Source organism: Myxococcus sp. CA040A, from assembly GCF_013336725.1.
Taxonomy (GTDB): Bacteria; Myxococcota; Myxococcia; order Myxococcales; family Myxococcaceae; genus Myxococcus; species Myxococcus llanfairpwllgwyngyllgogerychwyrndrobwllllantysiliogogogochensis.
Window position 1 is genome coordinate 36,490 of sequence record NZ_JABUMR010000006.1, and the last position, 17,498, is coordinate 53,987.

Consider the following 17,498-nt stretch of genomic DNA (forward strand, 5'->3'; position numbering starts at 1 on the left):
GAAGGCTCTGGAAGAGGTCACGCTCCGGGCCGAGGAGGGGGGGAACCGCGGCCCGAAGCGCAGTGCTGCTTCCAACGTAGCCTCTAAAAGAACACACCCACGGGCCAAAGAGGGGGGAAGCTTCGACCCTGGGTGCCGGGACCACTCGAGAGCGGTCACCTGTTCAAATCGTGTGTCGCCAGCCTCCGAAGAGGTCCGTCGCTCACTGACCATTCGTTAAGCACCATACGTGCCAGCCCTTAGGCCAATGGATCTGCCCAATGGAAATCATCCGATCGGGTAGGCAAAGGGAGCAGGTATATCCAATGGGGCGGGTGGGACATCCGTCCGGCCCTATCCGGATATGGCCTGACGCCCTGCGAGCGGGGGGGCGAGCAGGCCGGCTGATGGCCCGGTTGAAACTGGATGAGGGGGCTCGGGCAGCGGGTGGGGTCGAAGTGGGTTAAGGGGACCGCGATGACTCACGCCGCCTCGTCACGTCGGTTCCAGGCCTTCAGCGTCGGAGTGCTGCTCTTCACGTTGGGGGTGATTCTGTGGGGGGCCTTCGTCCGGGCGACGGGCTCCGGCGCGGGCTGTGGTGACCACTGGCCGCACTGCAACGGCGAGGTGGTGCCCCGCGAGCCCACGGTGCAGACGCTCATCGAGTACACCCACCGGGTGACGAGCGGCCTCGTCATGCTGCTCGCGGTGGCCCTGTGCGTGTGGGCCCTTCGAGCACATGCGAAGGGGCACCCGGTGCGCAAGGCGGCGAGCTGGGCGCTGTTCTTCATGCTGACGGAGGCCCTCGTGGGCGCCGGCATCGTGTTGCTCAAGTACGTGGCGGACAACGCATCCTTGGGCCGCGCGGTGTGGATGGGCGTGCACCTGGTGAACACGTTCCTGTTGGTGGGCGCGCAGACGCTGGTCATCTGGTTCGCCCGGGGGCGCGCGCCGCTGACGTTCCGGGGCCAGGGGTGGGTGGGCGTGCTGGTGGGCACGAGCGTGGCGGGCATGCTGCTGCTCGGCGTCAGCGGCGCGGTGGCGGCGCTGGGCGACACGCTGTTCCCCTCGGAGACGCTGATGGAGGGGCTGCGCCAGGACGTGTCCGACACGGCGCATGTCTTCATCCGCCGGCGAATCCTGCACCCGGTGCTCGCGGTGTCCATGGGCGCGCTGCTGGTGCTCATCGGACGGTGGATGGCGCGGCTGCGTCCGTCGGCCGAGGTGAAGCGGGCCGCGCTGGCCATCAGCATCCTCTACTCGGTGCAGCTCATGGCGGGCCTGGTCAACGTGGTGCTGCTGGCGCCGGTGTGGTTGCAGTTGGTGCACCTGCTGCTGGCGGACTTCGTGTGGATGGCCGTGGTGAGCCTTTGCGCGGCGGGGCTCGCGGCCGATGCGCCGAGGGCGGAGCCGGTGGTGGAGACGGTGTCGACGCACGCGTCGCCCGTGTAGCGGCTCAGCGCGACTCCGACTCCGCGCGCAGCCGCAGGCCCTTGGGGATGAGGACGCGGCCCACGGCCTCGAACGCGCCGCTGACGAGCAGGGCGAGCACGGCGGCGGGGATGGCGCCTTCGAGGATGAGGCGCGTGTCGTCCAGGCGGATGCCGGTGAGGATGGGCTGGCCATAGCCGCCCGCGCCCACGAGCGCGCCGAGCGTGGCGGTGCCCACGTTGATGACGGCGGCCGTCTGGATGCCCGCGAGGATGGAGGGCGAGGCCATGGGCAGGTCGATGCGCCACAGCCGCGCGAGCGGAGGCAGACCCAGCGCCTCCGCAGACTCGCGCACCTCCAGGGGAATGCCCGTGAGCCCCGAGGCCGTGTTCCGGACGATGGGCAGCAGGCTGTAGAGGAACAGCGCGGCGATGGCCGGCCGTGAGCCGATGCCCAGGAGCGGAATCATCACCACGAGCAGCGCCAGCGAGGGGATGGTCTGGATGACGCCGGCGAGCCCGAGCACGCCCTGCCCGAGCCGGGGACTGCGCGCGGCCAGCACGCCCAGCGGCACCGCGAGGGCCAGGGCCGCGAGCAGCGAGACGCCGACGAGGAACAGGTGCTCCCGGGTTCGAAGCCAGACGCGGGAGGCGAGGCCCTCGCCGCGAACGACGGTGGAGACGCCCAGTGTTCGCGAGAGGAAGTCGGAGGCCACCTGCGCCTCGGGCACGCGCTCCAGTCGCGCGCGGGCATTGAGCTTCACCATCTTCTCTTCCGACAGCGTGCCGGAGAGTCGCAGGATGGCCGCCAGGGCCTCTGGAGCGCGCGACTCGAAGTCCGCGCGGTAGAGGAGCACGGCGTCGTACGCGGGGAAGTGGTGCACGTCGTCCACGAGGACGCGCAGGCCATAGGCGGCGATTTCAGCGTCCGTGGAGTACAGGTCCGTCACCTGGACGGAGCCCGCGTCGAGGCCGCGATAGGCGAGGTCATGGTCCAGGCCGCGCACGTCGCGCTGCGGGAGGCGGTAGCTGTCTCGCAGCGCGGGCCAGCCGTCACCGCGCTCCATGAACTCGTTGCTGAAACCGAAGCGCAGCTCGGGGTGGGCGCGCAGGTCGGAGATGGTGCGGATGCCCAGGCGTTCGGCCTCGGCCTCCTTCATGCCCAGCGCATAGGTGTTGTTGAAGCCGAGCGGCGCGCTCATGCGCAGGCCCTCCTCGGCCAGCGCGACACGGAGGGCCGCGTCGTCGGGCAGCTTGCGCCCGGAGAGCAGCTCCTGTCGCAGCGTGCCGGTGTACTCGGGATACACGTCCAGCTCGCCTCGGCGCAGCGCCTCCCAGAGGACGGCGGTGCCTCCGAGTTCGCGCCGGTGCCGCACGCTCGCGCCGGTGCTCCGCGCGAGCTGCGTCACCATCTCTCCGAGGATGACGGACTCGGTGAACTTCTTGGAGCCCACGCGCACGTTGGGCTCGCCGTGGGTCGTGCTCGTGCGCTCGCAGGAGGCCAGCACCAGCGAAAACATGAGCAGCAGCACGAGCCCCATCGGTGCGCTCCACACCGTGGAGCATGTTATCCGCGTGCTCATGCCGAGGCCCCGTTCCCCGGAGCCAGCCGCTGGGCCTGGATGAACCGCGTGACGAACGGGTCCGCGGGACGGGTCTCCAGGTCCACGAGGCTCCCCTGTTGCACCACGCGCCCTTCACGCATGAGCACGATGTCGTCGCCCAGGAACCCCGCCTCCGCGAGGTCATGCGTCACCAGGACCACCGTCTTGCGCAGCCTCGCGAAGATGGCGCGCAGGTCCGCTTGCAGCTCGTGCCGCACCAGCGGGTCCAGCGCCCCCAGCGGCTCGTCGAGCAGCAACACCTCCGGGTCCAGCATGAGCGCGCGCATCAACGCCACCCGCTGACGCTGTCCCCCCGAAAGCTGCGCCGGATAACGCGCGAGCGCCTCGGCGGGAAACCGCGTCAACTCCACCAGCACGTCCCTCCGCTCGCGCGTCCGCGCGGCGGACCAGCGCAGGTGCTGGGCCATGAGCGTGACGTTCTCCTCCCCCGTCAGGTGCGGAAAGAGCCCGCCCCCTTGAAGCGCGTAGCCCACCCGATGACGCAGCGACAGCAACGCCTTCGCATCCGTGGGCAGGGGCTTGCCGGCGTAGAGCACCTGGCCCGTGTCCGCGTGCAGCAGCCCGTTGAGCAGGCGGACCAGGGTGGACTTCCCGCAGCCGCTCGGCCCCAGCAGCACCGTGGTCCGCCCCGTGGGCAGCGTGAGGTTCAGCGAGTGCAGCGCCTGCGTGGTGCCAAAGCGCTTGGAGACATCCTGCAAGGCGTACACGAGGCGGCCCCTTCGCGCGAGACGGTGGAGTCAGGGTACGGAGAAGGCACCATTGCAGACCGCGGGAAACGCGGGCTCGGCGGATGCCAGGAAGCTGCACGCGGCGAACAGCGCCCGGTCATCCCACTGCATGGCGCCCGTCCAGACGACGACCGGCCCACGGGGAGAAGGCGCCGTGAAGCGCATGCACCGCGAGGGCCGCTCCTCCAGGAGACACGCCACCTCCTCCACGGCGCTCGAGCCAGGCAGCGCCGCCCTCAGCTCCGCCACGCTCTGGTCCCTCCAGCGCGCCGTCACCTCGTCTCGCGCGGGCCGGTACACACTCCACACGAGCGACGCGTCGTCACAGCGGATGCGGCCCGCGCGACTGGTGGACAGGGAGGGCTGGCAGCCTTCGGGCACCGCGAGCGTGCGCCACGGCAGCCGGGGCGGAAGCAGCAGCGCCGCCTCATCCAGCGACTCACCCTCCGGATTGCCGTGCGCCGCGAGATACTCCAAGAGCTCCAGACACCGCGTCAGCGCCGGCTGGGCGTTGTTCTTCGCGACACACCCCAGCTCGCGCTGACGACCCAGCGACCCCGCCACCGAGACGAGGTAGCCCCCCGCGCGACACGAGGCCGGACCCTCCAGGCCCGCGTCCCCCACATCACACATGGCGAAGCGGGCCGCCGGCCACGAGCGCTCCGCGAGCGGCAGCGCCCCTTCCGCCACCACCACGCCCTCCCCCAGTCGCTCCACCAGACGCGCCCTGGCGAGCGTGAGCACTCGCGCGGCGGGCACGTCCTTGCGCTCGACGAGCCACACCGTCGCGTCACCACACTGATAGATGCGCGAGCTGGCGCTGTCGGGGACGGGCGTGCACCCCGCGAAGAGCGCGCGGGCATCCGGCAGGAAAGGGCCCGCGGGAGTGGCTCCTTCGGGCGACACGGGCGGCACATGCGGCGCGGGGGTCGTGCATGCACCCAGCACCATGAACCCCGAGACCATCATCCACTTCCAGGCATTCGCCATGCGTCGGGATAGGCACCCGCCGCCCGCTGCGTCAACCCAGGAGAGTTCCCGGCGCCCGGCGTCGCACACACGTCCGAGCACATCCGCCGCCCGGGCTGAAACACCGGCGCGGTGACACCGGTTCCCCCGAGTCACCGCGCCCATGGTTTTCGAGAGCCCGTGCGGCTGTCAGCGGCGCAGGGTCTTCTCGAGCTCCTTGGCCATCGTCTCGTTGCTCGCGATGCCCTGGCGCGTCTTGCTCAAAAGGGCGCTGAAGGCGGCGTCGGTCTTGTACTTGTCCATCCCGTCCTTGGCCAGGTCCTGCCCCTTCTTGCCGTCATCGGCGACGCGCGTGAGGAAGCCCTTGTCGAACTCCTTGCCATTCTTCTCGCGGAGCTTGTCCAGCTCCTTCTCCGCCTCGGTGATGGCCTTGTTCAGGCGCTCGTCGACGCCCTCCATCTTCTTGTCGTAGCCCTCCTGCATGCCGGGGGTGACACCGGAGCCGCCGGTGCCGGGAGACCCGGCCAGGTCGACCGTCGCCACCTCGATGGACTTGCTGTCGGCCCACGCCTTGAGGTCGGACAGGTGCTGCTTGTGGTCCGTCACCAGCTTCTGGGCGAACTGACGCACCTGCGGGTCCTGCGTCTTCTCCAGCGCCATGTTGCCCAGCGCGATTTGCTTGGCGTCGAAGAGGGCCAGCTTGCCGACGTACAGCTCCTTCTCGGCCGCCGCCTCACCAACACGCTTGTCTTCCTTGTGGGCCTTCTTGGCCTCGTCTTCCGCGAGCGCGGTGCCCGTCATCGAGCCGAACACCAGCGCCGCCGCCAGGGCCGCCACACCACCACCACGAATCCTTCGAGCCATGCCGTCCTCCTGGACAGGGAATGCCGGAAGCTGGGTCAGCCCCCCTGCCTCGGCAATCGCCGCTCGCAAGCACGCCCCTCCCCGGAGCAGCACGCCACCGTGCGCTGCCCGAAGTCGGGGCCTGGCTTCGTACCGGAGTGGACACGACGGCCTCGCCCGGGACGCGGACGCCCGACACACCTTCGTGCCGGACGCCGCGCTCCGTTGAGACGCCCTTCGACTCAGGCGCCGATGCGCACCGAGCCGAAGAACAGCTCCGCCACCGCCCGGGTGTAGGCGATGCGGTCCGCGCGCTGCGTGTACGTGAAGGTGTAGGCCTGCTTGTCCTTCACGCAATAGAACTGGAGCTGCGCGATTTTCAGCGCGCCCGCCTGGCAGGTGTACTCGCGCGTGAGGCCCTGCCGCCCGCCGAACGTCGCGGGCTTCTCACTCACGAGCGCGAAGCCCTGGGCGGACCGCTGCAGCTGCGGCAGCGCGCGTGCCGCCAGGTCCTTCGCCGTCTCCTGTCCCTGCCTGGGCTCGGCGGAGACCACGACGCTGGCCCGGAAACCTTCCTCCACCGGGCCCATGGCGACGACCTGACTGGCGTCCGCCCAACCGTCGGGCAGGGGCATCGTGAGGTCGCCGTGTCGAATGGTGTTCGTGCTCATATCGTAGGGCCTAGATCTCCACGCCGGCGATCTGGTGCTCCTTGTCACCCTCACTCATCTTGTCGAACAGCTTCCCCACGCCGTAGACGCCCACGCCGATGAGCAGACCGACGCCAGCGCCCACCGGGCCGCCGATGGCGCCCACCGCCACGCCGGCGCCAATCGCTCCCGCGATGCTGACGCCGCCCTTGGCGATCTGCCACCCATCCCCTGCCTGGATGCCGCCGACGATATCCAGTCCGCCAGAGACGACGCCGAGCCCCGTGCCGATGGCCCCGAGCTTGCCGCCCACCGCGAGCGCTTCACGGAACCCCGAGGCCGTGGTGGACGCCGCGCGCAGACCCGCCAGCCCTCCCACTTCGTTGCCCGCGCCAGCGATACCCGTCGCCAGCTCGGAGCCACCACGAATGCCGGCGACGCCCTGGACGATGCCGCCAACGCCCCCGCCGATATCCGCCACGTTCTGCGCCGCGGCCACGTAGTTGCCCTGGCTGATGTTGTTCACCAGGTCCGCGCCCGAGGACAGCGCGCCCAGCGTGTTGCCGACGATGCCCAGGCTCTCCGCGCCCACCTGGACGCCGCGCGCGAACTTCGCCAGGCGCGCCGTCTCCGAGTCATTCGTGCCCGTGTCACCGTCCGGAGTGCCAGAGGAGTCCGCGTCGCCCGTGGCGGGCGGAGTCGTCGTGTCGTCCGTGGCGGGCGGGGCCGCGGGGTCCGTCTGCCCCGAGGCGGGCGGGGCCGCCGGGTCTCCCGAGGGAGGAGTCGCCGGGTCCGTCTGCCCCGAAGCGGGCGGGTTCGCCGGGTCCGCCGGAGGGGTGGACTCCTGCATCAGGGTGTTGAGCGCGTCCTGCTCAATCAACCCGAGCACGTCCTTGTTGATGGAGAGCGCCGTCGTCACGTCGCCCGTGGACTCGGGCTTGCTGATGGGGCCTTCGCTTTCTTCCTTGGCGGTTCCGGGCTCCGGCGTCATGGCGAGGTTGTAGAGCTCCTTCGCCATCTCGCCCCGCGTGACGTCCAGCAGGGCCCGCTCCTTCGTGTCCAGCTTGCCGAGGTCCCCTTCCGGAACGGGCTTGCCGTTGACGGACAGCTCCGTCTTCTCCGGGGTGACACGCACCTGCGAGGAGCCATCCGGCCCCGTGACGTTCTTGGACGCATTGACGAGCTGGAGTACGCCCGCGTCCGACTCGCGGCGCTGGCGCTCCGACGTCACCGTCGTGGGCTGTCCCCCGGGCGGCGTGCGCGTGCTGCTGCTGCGCTCGTCCACCTGGAGCCGACCGTCCGGGCCGACCGTGTCGGTCCGTTGGTAGTCCTGCTTCGTGGTGACGCCGTCCGCGCCCTTCGTCTCGCTCTTGGCGTTGGTGAGGATGCCCTTGTCGTCATAGGCATGGCTGGACGTGGAGCTGATGTCGACGGGCTCGCCCTTCTTGTCACCCTCGGTGCCGTAGACCTTGCCCTTCACCGTCTCCTCGACGGTGTTGCCCTTGGCGGTGCGCTCGGTGACGACCGAGATGTCCGGGTGGCCCTCGATGAAGGTCTGGCTGCTGTACTTGCTGCCGTCGGTCTTCTCGAGCACCCACTGCTTGGGGTTGTCCTTGTCGCCGTCGAAGGCCTCGCCCTTCTCGCCGTCCTCCGACTTGAGCTTGCCGGACAGGCTCGACAGGTCGCCCGCGTTGCGCGGCCCCTTGTCCACGTTGAAGCCATCCTCCGCCGTGAGCGCCTTGCTCATGGTGGCCGTGGCCTGCACCTCGTTCACGCCCTCGCCCTGCGAGAACGTCTGCGTGCGCGTGTAGGAGGGCTCCAGGTCCTTGCCATCAGGCCCCTTCGTGCCCGGAGGAGGAATCGAGTAGCTCTTCGTCTCCGTCCGGTCGATGGGCTGGTCTTCGTTGAACTTGTCCTTGAAGTTGTCGTCGAGCCCGCCCTCGCCCTCCTGCTGGCTGAAGCGCGTCTCCGAACCCTCGACGCCACCACCCCCCTGCTTGTAGGTCGTGGTGAGCAGGTCGCCGTTGTCGCGGGAGACCTTGCTCTCCTCCACGGCCACGGCCGGGTCGCGGCTCTTCTTCAGGTCCTCGATGGACGGAGGGTTGCGGATGTCCTGGCCCTTGGCGGGCGTCCAGGTCGCCGTCTGGCTGGTGGTGGTGCCCTCCGGCCCGTTGCTCGTCACGACCTCGCGAGTGACCTGCTTGCTCTGGGGGTCGACGGTGCTGGTGTCCAGGGTGACGTTGTTCTTGTCGTCGCGCGTCGCGGAGATGCGCGCGGTGACTTCTCCCGCCGGGTCCTTCTGGACGAACTCGACGCGGCGGGGGTCCTTGGTGTCCACGGCCTCGAAGCCCTCGGGCGGCTTCTGGTCCTTGGAGGCCGTGAAGAGCTCGTCGACCTGGCCCCGCGTGGCCTCATCCAGTTGCTTCTGCTGCGTGGCGACGGTGTCCTTGCCCTCCTTCGCGCTCTGGACGTCCAGTTCGGCGCGGGCCTTCGTCTGGCCAGCGTTCTGCGGGGAGACCTTCTCCAGCTCCGGGGACTGGCGGGTGATGACATCCGCCAGGTCGTACTTGCCGTCCGCGCGGAGGCCGTCCACCAGGCCCTTGGCGACGTTCGTCACCGCCGGGTCCTTCGCGCCCGCCTTCAGCGCGGGGGTGAGCTTCTCCTCCACCTTGTGGCCATAGCCCGCTTCGGTCTCGGCGCGGCGGAAGCTGTCCGCCACGTCGCGGGACGCCTGAGGGCTGGTCTGCTCCGCGGCGTGGCTCAGGTCGCTCACGATCTGATTCGCCTGGTCCTGGGTCACCTCGGGACGCCCCAGGCTGGAGGTCATGAGGTTGATGGCGCCCCTGGACTCCTTCATCAGGGCCTCGCGGTAGGCGGGGTCCGGGTTCGCCTCTACCTGGCGGCGCAGCTCCTTGGCGCCATCGGCCGGGCTGCGAATGGAGGCGTCACCCACCGCCTTCGCATCCGCGCGAACCGCCTCCTCCGGAGAGACCACCGACTTCGTTCCGAACAGCCGCTCCTGGGCCTTGGGGTCCAGGCTGCCGGCGTCGAAGACGTCGCGCACCTGGTTGGCGTCCGCGTACGGGGGCGGCTCGCCCGCCGCCTTCGCCGAGGTGTTGGCGGACTTCTGCGTCTGGATGGCCTTGTTGCCCTCTTCAATCGCCTTGTTGTGCGATGTGTCGGAAAGCTGCCGGGCGGCGGTGGCGTCCTTCTGCGCCTGCAGGAACGTGTCGTTGGCCTTGGTGGCCGCGGCCTTCGTGTCCTTGGCGACCTTCGTCGCCGCGTCCAGGTCCTTGCGCGCCTGGTCGCTCAGGTTCGGGCCCTTGCCCAACGTGTCGACCTTGGCCTGGGCCTCATTGGCCTTCGTCTGGGCCGTCTCCTTCGCGGCCTTCGCGGCCTTCTCCTTGTCCGCCGCGACCTTGGCCTGGCTGGCGTCCGTCCGCGCCTTCTGCTGGGCCTCGGAGGCCTTCTTCTTTTGCGTCTCCGCGGCCTTCTTCTGGGCCTCGGCGGCGGCTTTCTTCTGGTTTTCCGCGGCCTTGCGCGCTTCCTCCGCGCGACGACGGGCCTCTTCGGCCTGACGACGTTGGGCCTCAGCGGCGGCGATCTGAGCGGCGTTGTTGCCGTTGTTACTGACGGGGGGAGACATGCGGAGACCTCTCAGAAGCGGGGCGGACCGAGGAGAGCGGCAGAGGAAATCCGGGCTGTTCCGGAATCCAGTCATGGATTCTCGCCATCTGAGAGGAAGAGTTGCTCAGGAAAGGTAGGATTTTTCCGGACCCGTCTGGTGACGCGGCACGTCACGGAGGTGGGCCCGGGAACCCACCCATCCCGACAAGGCGGCGTCTGGAGCAAGCCCAGACATACCCAAGCGACTCCGGGGATGAGCCGAGACAATGAAAGACATTTTACAATCGCGCCTCCCGAGTGGAGCATTTCTGTCTCATCCGCCCCGGAGTGCGGCGTCGGGCGCACCCCGGGGATTGTCCACGGATTGTCTCAAGGTGACGTTGACTCTCGCTGTTTCATTCAGCTATTCATTGAATCTCCATCTTCCCTGGAGATGACAATGATTGGCAGCGTCGCGAAGAGGAATGGTCGTCTGGCCGTGCTTGCGGGTGCCCTGATGAGCCTTGCCGCCTGTAAGGGCGAGGAGGCCGCGGAGGCCCCGTCGCCGGCGGACCCGGCGGTGGAGCAGTCATCGTTGCACCGCGGCTGCGCGACGGTGGAGCCCTCGGTGGAGGAGCGCGCGGCCATCGACGCCTTCCTGGCCGAGCAGAAGACGGCGATGCGCGCGGTGGGCTCGGTGACGGTGCCCACGTACTTCCACGTCATCAACAAGGGCTCGGGCATCGCCAACGGCGACATCCCGGACTCGCAGATCACCGCGCAGATGAACGTGCTGAACGCGGCCTATGCCAACACGCCGTTCCGCTTCGTGCTCCAGGGCACGGACCGCACGACGAACTCGAAGTGGTTCGCGCTCAAGGACAGCAGCGCGAACGAGCGGGCGATGAAGAAGGCCCTGCGCAAGGGTGGCAAGGAGAGCCTCAACATCTACTCCGCCAACCTGAGCGGCGGCCTGCTGGGCTGGGCGACGTTCCCCTCCAGCTACACCTCGCAGCCGCTGCAGGACGGCGTGGTCATCCTCTACAGCAGCGTGCCGGGTGGCTCCGCGGCGCCCTACAACGAGGGCGACACGGGCACGCACGAGGTCGGCCACTGGCTGGGCCTGTACCACACGTTCCAGGGCGGCTGCACCGGCGCGGGTGACTCGGTCAGCGACACGCCGGCGGAGGCTTCTCCCGCCTACGGTTGCCCCACGGGCCGCAACACCTGCTCGACGGCCGGCAACGACCCCATCACCAACTTCATGGACTACACCGACGACAACTGCATGAACACGTTCAGCGCGGGCCAGTCGGAGCGCGCGGACCAGCTGACGGCGACCTACCGCTAGGAAGTCTCTCGACAGCACGAACTGTCGGCTCGGCGCCGGGGTCTCCCACGAGGAGGCTCCGGCGTCGCTGTTTTCAGCGATGCCCGTGCGCCCCAGGCCGTCATGGACGCCGACCAGGTGCTCGGCGTCCCACGGCGTCACGGTGACTCAGGGACTGCGCGGACAGACGGGCGTCTCGGAGGGGCAGCGTCCGTCGCGGTCCTTCGGCATCGTCTCCGTACACTCGGCGATGCGCGCGAAGGTGGTGCTCGTCGCGAGGCTGAGGTCCGAGCCATTCCACCCGCGCAGGATGCCGTGCCCCGCGCTGTCCTCGATGCGCGAGTTCGCGATGAACGGCGACGTCGGCTCGTCGAACACGAGGATGGCCGAGCTGACATCGAACCCGGGCGGCAGGTAGTTGCACCCAAAGCTGGAGCACTGGCACGGCCCACCCGCGTACCTCACCACCGCCGACTCCAGCCGGTTGGCCGCGTTCATCCCGTCGAAGCGGATGCCCGTCCAGTCACCCGGCCTGTGATTCCTCACGTTCGACGTGAAGATGACGGGACTGGAAGGCGTCCCCGCCACGATGAGCGCGCTCGCCCCGTCGTAGACGCGCAGCGTCGTCTCCGGCTCGAAGCGCAGCTCCGTGCCCGCTTCGATGGTGAGCGTCGCCGAAGCCCCCGGTCCCCCCACCTGGAGCCCCTGTACTTGATAGGGCACGCCCAGGTTCTTCAGGGTGGCGCTGGAGCCCAGGTAGAACACCGAGGCCGCCGCGATGGACGGCCCTATGTGAATGGCGTCCTCGAGATTCCCCGTGTACGTGCCCGACGGCAGCGTCCCCAGCGCATTGGGATTGATGACCAGGGGCTGCCGACCAAACTCGCCGCCCGTCCCTCGAATGGTCAAATCGGAGGAGCCCTCGGCGAAGCCCGCCGTTCCATTGAGAATGATGCCAGGCCCCAGTGAGTCCTCGATGGTGACGTGATTGACGAACAGCGGCCTCGGGCCAGGGAGCTCCGCGCCGGCATTCACACGCACGATGGAGTCCATCGTCGTCGAGAGTCCACCTCCCGACAGCACCGTCCACTCCAGTCGCGCCGAACCTCCCGTCCCGATGAGCAACTGCCCCCACGGCCAGTCAGCGTGAGGCTCGAAACGCACCACCTGGTCCTGCTTCCCCTCCGCGCGAAGCACGCCCCCGCTGTCGACCTGGATGGAGGTGGCCTTCGCGAGACGCACCGTCGCGCAGGCCTCCACCGTGACCTGCCCCCGGATGGTGAGGTTGCTGGTGATGACATGGGGGCTGCCCGCGGCCCAGGTCTCCGAGGTGGAGACGATGCCCTGATGCTCGATGACCGCGCCGGTGACGGCGGGGCACTTGGACTCCGTGTCGGGTCCCTCATGCGGCGTTTGTGAGTCCTCGGAGCAACCGGAGAACAGTGAGGCACTCAAGAGCAACGAAAGCGCGAACCGGCGCGATGCGACGTGCATGTCATCTTCCCCAAAGCAAATGGACCAACCCCTCTGGCCAGGACCATCGCTGATTCTCGGAGAGGTGCCAATGAACTCGCCCGAATCAGCGGCCCGTTACAATCGTTTACATTCCGCACATCCTCCCGCGACATGGAGGCGTTGAACTGCGCAGCATCCAATGGACCCCGAGGTCCTGGCCCTGGGAGGTTCGATGTCTCCGCACCCCACTCGCCGTTTCCGCGCAGTCGCCCCACTCCTCATCCAAGCCCTGGTGCTGCTCGCCTTCGCGTCAAGGGCCGCGATGACGCCGAGCCTCGATGCCATGTCCGCCAGCCGACCGCGAGACCTGATGGAGTTGGGACAACTCCTGGTGGACGGCGGCGTGTGGCAGGCGCGCCGGCTGATGCCACAGGAGTGGGTGAAGCAGCTCATGGCACCGGATGACGGCATCACTTCCGTGATGGGTGTGCCCCTGCGCGACTGGAAGAGCCTGCTCGCGGTGCCCAAGCTCGTGGGGAGCTGCGAGTCCTACACGGCCACGCCGCACTAGACTGGGGACATGATGGGACCCGCCACACCGTCACCCGGCATCGAGGTGCTCCTCATCGAGGACGACGCGCACCTGGCCCGCCTCACGGCCGAGTACCTGGAACGACAAGGCGTGCGCACCTGTCTCGCTCGGGACGGGGAGCAGGGCCTGGTCGAGGCCTCGCGTCGCGCTTTCGATGCCATCCTCATCGACATCATGCTGCCCCGGAAGGATGGGCTCACCGTCTGCCGCGAGCTGCGGGAGCGCTCGGCGGTGCCCATCCTCATGCTCACCGCGCGCGGCGAGGAGGCGGACCGGGTGATGGGATTGGAGCTGGGCGCGGACGACTACCTGCCCAAGCCCTACTCCTCTCGGGAGCTGCTGGCGCGAATCCAGGCGCTGGTGCGGCGCAGCCGTGGCCTGCTGGGTCCCTCGCGCGAGGTGGTGCGCGTGGGCGCGCTCACGCTGAACCGGAGTGACTTCCGGGCATCGTTGAATGGACAGGTGTTGCCGCTGACACGGCACGAGTTCGCCTTGCTCCTCGGACTCGCGGAGCGGGCGGGACGGGTGCTGTCGCGCGAGCAGTTGCTGGAGCTGGCGAAGGGCAGCGACCCGGACGGCCCGGTGGACCGCGCCATCGACGTGCATGTGTCCCGGCTGCGCCAGAAGCTGGGGGACGACGCGCGCAACCCCCGGATGCTCAAGACGGTGCGAGGCGTGGGGTATGTGCTGGAGCGAGGTGAGGAGTCATGAAGCTCAGCGAGCGGCTCCGTCCCCGAAGGATGTTCTGGCGCATCTATCTGTATGGTCTGTTGATGCTGGGAGGCGCCGTCCTGTCGTTCTCCCTCATCATCAAGCTCGTGCAAATCCAAGCGGACCAACCGAACCTCGACCACTTCACGGAGCTGGTGGAGATGGCCAATTCGGACTCCCCCGAACTCGCGCGAATGATGGAGGCCCTCGCCGAGAAGAAGAACGTCCAGACCACCCTGTATGACCTTCAGGGCAACGTGAAGCTCTCCTCGGCGGACCCTCCGCTGAAGCCACTTGACGACGACGAGTGGCGACAAGTTCGCAAGGCCAACAACTGGCTCGCGAGGGAACAGAACTATTGGGCCGCCCCCACGTGGCGCGGAGATGTCGTGGTGGGCGTGCTCATCTACCGGACCGTCACCCATCGCTGGGTCTACACGGCGCTGGGCGGCAGCCTGGCCGCGGTGCTCGTCTTCCTGGCGGGCATCTCCGTGCCCCTGGCGCGTGCGATTGTCTCTCCGCTGGAGCAACTGACGACCGTGGTGGGAGAGTTTGGCCGGGGGAACCTGTCCGCGCGCGCTCGACTGAAGGGGCGCAACGAGGTCGCGGTCCTCGGGCGCACCTTCGACGAAATGGCCGCGCGAACGGAGTCCCTCATCCGGGGCCAGAAGGAGCTGCTGGCCAACGTGTCCCACGAGCTGCGCACGCCCCTGGCGCGCCTGGGCGTGACGCTGGACCTCGTCGAGGACGGACAACCGGAGGAGCTGGCGGCGCGACTGCCGGAGCTGCGGCGGGACATCGGCGAGCTTCAGCAACTGGTGGATGGCGTGTTGCAGATGGCGCGGCTCGACCTGGAGGCGAACCAGGCGGGACAGCCGGGGCCTCGCCTCCAGCGGGCGACGTTGCGGCTGACGGAGTTCCTGAAGGACGCCGCCGAGCGCTTCCAGAAGAGCGCCCCCGAGTGTCGCCTCCAACTGGACGTGGCCGAGAACCTGCCCACGCTGGAGGCCGACCCGGTGCTGGTGCGGCGCGCGCTGCACAACCTGCTCGACAATGCGCGCAAGTACTCGGAGCCCGGCAGTCCGGTGACGCTGCGGGCACAGGTGGACGCGCAGGCGGTGCACCTGGACGTGGAGGACCGGGGCATCGGCATCAGCGACGAGGACCTGCCCAAGCTCACCACGCCCTTCTTCCGCACCGACCGCAGCCGCGCGCGGGAAACGGGAGGCACGGGCCTGGGGCTGACGCTGGTGCGCCGCATCGTCGAGGCCCACGGAGGAACCCTGTCCCTCCAGGGCGTCACCGAGGGAGGAACCCGCGCCCGGCTCGTGCTTCCCCTCACGACGACCTAGTCCACGTCCCGGGGCTCGGGGCGAGAGCGTCCGTAGGCCCCTTCGAGAATCGCGTCGCTGCGGAGTCTGCTCGCCTTCGCCGCCTCGACGTCCAGGCCTTCACCGTGTCCTCGCCCGCGTCCCTCGAACACGAGCGTGTCCCCATTGAACGACGCCGTGCGCGGACAGGACGGCAGCTTCAAGCCCGAGCGCAACAGCTCACACGCCAGTGAGCGCCCGCTCTCGAACGTCGACGCGCCCTCCTTCTCCGTGAGCAGGTATTGAACGCGGCCCGCCTCGAAACGCAGCGACACCAGGCCCTTGCCCAGGAGCCGCTCCACGTCCACACGCGGACGCTCCTGCGTCCAGGGCTCCTGTCCTCCCTGCGAGAACAACAACCACTCGCTCCACTTGAGCGCCGGAAGTCTCAGCGCCTTCGCGTCGTCTCGCTGCACCCGCACCGTGCCTCGAAAGGCCTGACAGTGCGTCGTGTCGCAGACCGCCCGGCCCGGATGACGACTGTGCCGCTCGTTGTGCGCCACCACGCGCGCCAACGCCAGCCGCGCCTCGCCCTTCAGCGTCACATCCTCCGCCGCCACCACGCCCGACGTGTACTGCAACCGCGTCGTGCGGAACACGAAGTCCGAGCCCCGCCGCGCCTTCAACGCGCTCGGTGACGTGGGCACTCCCACGGGCGGCCGATACGCCGGCGGTGGCGACCATGTGAAAACTCCCGCGTAATCCCTCCCCTCCTCCGGCCCCTTCGGAAAGCGCACCCGCCACGGCGCGCCCAGGCACACCGCCGCCCCGCGCGTCGTCAGTCCCTCCAGCCGCGCCCACTCCACCGGAGCGGCCTTCGGCATCCCCGCATCCACCGTGAAGCCCACGCCCGCGCACCGCGCCTCCACCTCGCGCACCGGCACCAGCCCCAACACCTGCACCCGCGCCGCCTCCACGCCCGCCTGCTTGCGCGCCTTCGCCAGGGCCGCGGGAATCTCCTCCGCGAACTGGCGAGGCATCTTCCCTGGCCGCACCGCCACCACCACCAGGTCCCCGTCCACCGCCGCAATCCAGCCGTACTGCGGACGGCTCGCCGCGTCCCGCACCGTGCCCGTCTTCGTCGCCACGCCCACCAGCGCCTTCGACGCGGGCAGCTCCGCCAGCGTCCCTCGCGCCGCGTTGTCCGCCAGCAGCGCCACCACGTCCGGCCGCGCCTCCGCCAACAGCCGATACGCCTGCGCCATCCCCCACGCAGACAGCGCCAGCGTGGAGCGCAGGCCCACCGCATCCGCCATGTCCACCGGTGTCCCCGTGAGCCCCAGCGCCGACAGCACCGGCTCCCACGCGCCAAACCCCTTGGGCGCCGAGCCCGCTGTCTCCCAGTCCAGGAAGTACCCGTTGCATGAGCGCAGGAGCGCCGTGCGCGCGTCCACCTTCGCCGGCAACCCCGGGCCACATGCCCACTCCTGCACGTCCACGCGCGGCGCCAGCACCGGATGCTCCGCGCCCGCCGCGTACACGAAGGGCTTCAGCACCGAGCCATACGGCAGCGCGCGCCGCACCTCGCCCTCCGACAACAACACCTCTCCCGAGTGCCGACTCACCACCACCGTGGCCGGCCCCGCCGCGCGCACCTGCACATCCGCCAGCTCGTCGATGGACAGCGGCACCACCCACCGCGCCCCGTCATGACACTGGCGCAGCCGACGCGACAGCGCCTTGGGAAACCCCACCGTCTCACTCAGGAGCCGCGCCAGCGCCCGCCGCGCCTTCGACGAGTCCACCGCGGGCGCCGCCGCCAGCTCCGACGCCGCGCGTGACAGGGATTGATAGGCCCCCTCGCGCCACGCCGGCAGCTCGCCGCTCAGCGCCACCGCGAAGGCTTCGTGGAAGAGCCGGTCCTCGCTCGACTGGGGACACGCCCACCACAGGAGCTGGTGCGCCAGCTCGTGCCGCAGCGCCACGCGCAGCCGCTCATCCAGCACGCCCGGCGTGTTCTGCCGCAGCTCCACGAGGCCCGGCCGGCCCTGCGCGTTGCGCTCGGGCGACAGGGCCACGCCGCGCTGGAGGACGATGGAGACCGGGGCCCTCACCGGCGCCCCGCCCGCCTCCGCCGCATACACCGACTCCAGCGCCGCCCAGCCGGCCTCCGCCTCGCGACGAAGGTCCGACTCGGGCGTCACGTCACCTCGCGTGACGAAGGTGGGGGTGGCCGTCAGCAGCACGGCCACCACGGAGGCCCACCCCAT

13 protein-coding genes are annotated in these 17,498 nt (G+C 69.4%); 5 read left to right on the forward strand and 8 right to left on the reverse strand.

Annotation, left to right across the window (positions count from 1 at the left end; genetic code table 11):
- Positions 1–456 precede the first annotated feature (456 nt).
- Complete coding sequence (locus tag HUA75_RS26215) at positions 457–1,431, forward strand: heme A synthase (RefSeq protein ID WP_174465638.1); 975 nt, start codon at positions 457–459, stop codon at positions 1,429–1,431.
- 4 nt (positions 1,432–1,435) lie between these two features.
- On the opposite strand, the gene HUA75_RS26220 is transcribed toward HUA75_RS26215, so the two are convergent.
- The 6 genes from HUA75_RS26220 to HUA75_RS26245 all read right to left on the reverse strand — a co-directional run bounded on the left by HUA75_RS26220 (position 1,436) and on the right by HUA75_RS26245 (position 9,870).
- Entirely contained in the window at positions 1,436–2,950 is a 1,515-nt protein-coding gene (locus HUA75_RS26220) for a glycine betaine ABC transporter substrate-binding protein (protein WP_174487925.1), read from the reverse strand.
- A 38-nt stretch (positions 2,951–2,988) separates the two neighbouring features.
- Positions 2,989–3,741, reverse strand: coding sequence for an ATP-binding cassette domain-containing protein (locus tag HUA75_RS26225; protein WP_141643106.1), 753 nt, complete (start codon positions 3,739–3,741; stop codon positions 2,989–2,991).
- A gap of 30 nt (positions 3,742–3,771) precedes the next feature.
- Positions 3,772–4,752, reverse strand: a complete 981-nt coding sequence (locus HUA75_RS26230; RefSeq protein ID WP_174487926.1) for a hypothetical protein — start codon at positions 4,750–4,752, stop codon at positions 3,772–3,774.
- Positions 4,753–4,920: 168 nt separating this feature from the next.
- Positions 4,921–5,595: a DUF4142 domain-containing protein gene (locus HUA75_RS26235; protein ID WP_246137214.1), complete on the reverse strand. Its 675-nt coding sequence runs from the start codon at positions 5,593–5,595 to the stop codon at positions 4,921–4,923.
- Between the two features lie 221 nt (positions 5,596–5,816).
- A complete protein-coding gene (locus tag HUA75_RS26240; protein ID WP_141643105.1) occupies positions 5,817–6,245 on the reverse strand; it encodes a DcrB-related protein in 429 nt (142 codons plus the stop codon).
- A 10-nt stretch (positions 6,246–6,255) separates the two neighbouring features.
- The gene (locus HUA75_RS26245) at positions 6,256–9,870 is read right to left on the reverse strand and encodes a DUF456 domain-containing protein (protein ID WP_174487927.1); all 3,615 of its coding nucleotides are present in this window, start codon (positions 9,868–9,870) and stop codon (positions 6,256–6,258) included.
- A gap of 420 nt (positions 9,871–10,290) precedes the next feature.
- On the opposite strand from HUA75_RS26245, the gene HUA75_RS26250 reads away from it, so the two are divergent.
- Positions 10,291–11,181 (forward strand): zinc metalloprotease, encoded by an 891-nt coding sequence (locus HUA75_RS26250; protein WP_141643103.1) that lies wholly within the window; start codon positions 10,291–10,293, stop codon positions 11,179–11,181.
- 147 nt (positions 11,182–11,328) lie between these two features.
- On the opposite strand, the gene HUA75_RS26255 is transcribed toward HUA75_RS26250, so the two are convergent.
- Entirely contained in the window at positions 11,329–12,654 is a 1,326-nt protein-coding gene (locus HUA75_RS26255; protein WP_174487928.1) for a hypothetical protein, read from the reverse strand.
- 283 nt (positions 12,655–12,937) lie between these two features.
- Here HUA75_RS26255 and HUA75_RS26260 point away from each other — a divergent pair, with 283 nt between their 5' ends.
- Genes HUA75_RS26260 through HUA75_RS26270 form a run of 3 tightly spaced genes read left to right on the forward strand, consistent with a single transcriptional unit; the run spans position 12,938 to position 15,270 of the window.
- Positions 12,938–13,186 (forward strand): hypothetical protein, encoded by a 249-nt coding sequence (locus HUA75_RS26260; RefSeq protein ID WP_217446289.1) that lies wholly within the window; start codon positions 12,938–12,940, stop codon positions 13,184–13,186.
- 12 nt (positions 13,187–13,198) lie between these two features.
- The gene (locus HUA75_RS26265; RefSeq protein ID WP_141643111.1) at positions 13,199–13,918 is read left to right on the forward strand and encodes a response regulator transcription factor; all 720 of its coding nucleotides are present in this window, start codon (positions 13,199–13,201) and stop codon (positions 13,916–13,918) included.
- The gene (locus HUA75_RS26270) at positions 13,915–15,270 is read left to right on the forward strand and encodes a HAMP domain-containing sensor histidine kinase (RefSeq protein WP_141643100.1); all 1,356 of its coding nucleotides are present in this window, start codon (positions 13,915–13,917) and stop codon (positions 15,268–15,270) included. The genes HUA75_RS26265 and HUA75_RS26270 overlap by 4 nt, the downstream gene beginning before the upstream one ends.
- Here the strand turns inward: HUA75_RS26270 and HUA75_RS26275 are convergent.
- Positions 15,267–17,498, reverse strand: coding sequence for a hypothetical protein (locus tag HUA75_RS26275; protein ID WP_174487930.1), 2,232 nt, complete (start codon positions 17,496–17,498; stop codon positions 15,267–15,269). The two genes, HUA75_RS26270 and HUA75_RS26275, sit on opposite strands and share 4 nt — an antisense overlap.

Coding starts and splice junctions, on each gene's coding strand:
- HUA75_RS26215 (WP_174465638.1), top strand. CDS start 457: ATGACTCACGCCGCCTCGTCACGTCGGTTCCAGGCCTTCAGCGTCGGA.
- HUA75_RS26220 (WP_174487925.1), bottom strand. CDS start 2,950: ATGGGGCTCGTGCTGCTGCTCATGTTTTCGCTGGTGCTGGCCTCCTGC.
- HUA75_RS26230 (WP_174487926.1), bottom strand. CDS start 4,752: ATGGCGAATGCCTGGAAGTGGATGATGGTCTCGGGGTTCATGGTGCTG.
- HUA75_RS26235 (WP_246137214.1), bottom strand. CDS start 5,595: ATGGCTCGAAGGATTCGTGGTGGTGGTGTGGCGGCCCTGGCGGCGGCG.
- HUA75_RS26240 (WP_141643105.1), bottom strand. CDS start 6,245: ATGAGCACGAACACCATTCGACACGGCGACCTCACGATGCCCCTGCCC.
- HUA75_RS26245 (WP_174487927.1), bottom strand. CDS start 9,870: ATGTCTCCCCCCGTCAGTAACAACGGCAACAACGCCGCTCAGATCGCC.
- HUA75_RS26250 (WP_141643103.1), top strand. CDS start 10,291: ATGATTGGCAGCGTCGCGAAGAGGAATGGTCGTCTGGCCGTGCTTGCG.
- HUA75_RS26255 (WP_174487928.1), bottom strand. CDS start 12,654: ATGCACGTCGCATCGCGCCGGTTCGCGCTTTCGTTGCTCTTGAGTGCC.
- HUA75_RS26260 (WP_217446289.1), top strand. CDS start 12,938: ATGACGCCGAGCCTCGATGCCATGTCCGCCAGCCGACCGCGAGACCTG.
- HUA75_RS26265 (WP_141643111.1), top strand. CDS start 13,199: ATGGGACCCGCCACACCGTCACCCGGCATCGAGGTGCTCCTCATCGAG.
- HUA75_RS26270 (WP_141643100.1), top strand. CDS start 13,915: ATGAAGCTCAGCGAGCGGCTCCGTCCCCGAAGGATGTTCTGGCGCATC.
- HUA75_RS26275 (WP_174487930.1), bottom strand. CDS start 17,498: ATGGGGTGGGCCTCCGTGGTGGCCGTGCTGCTGACGGCCACCCCCACC.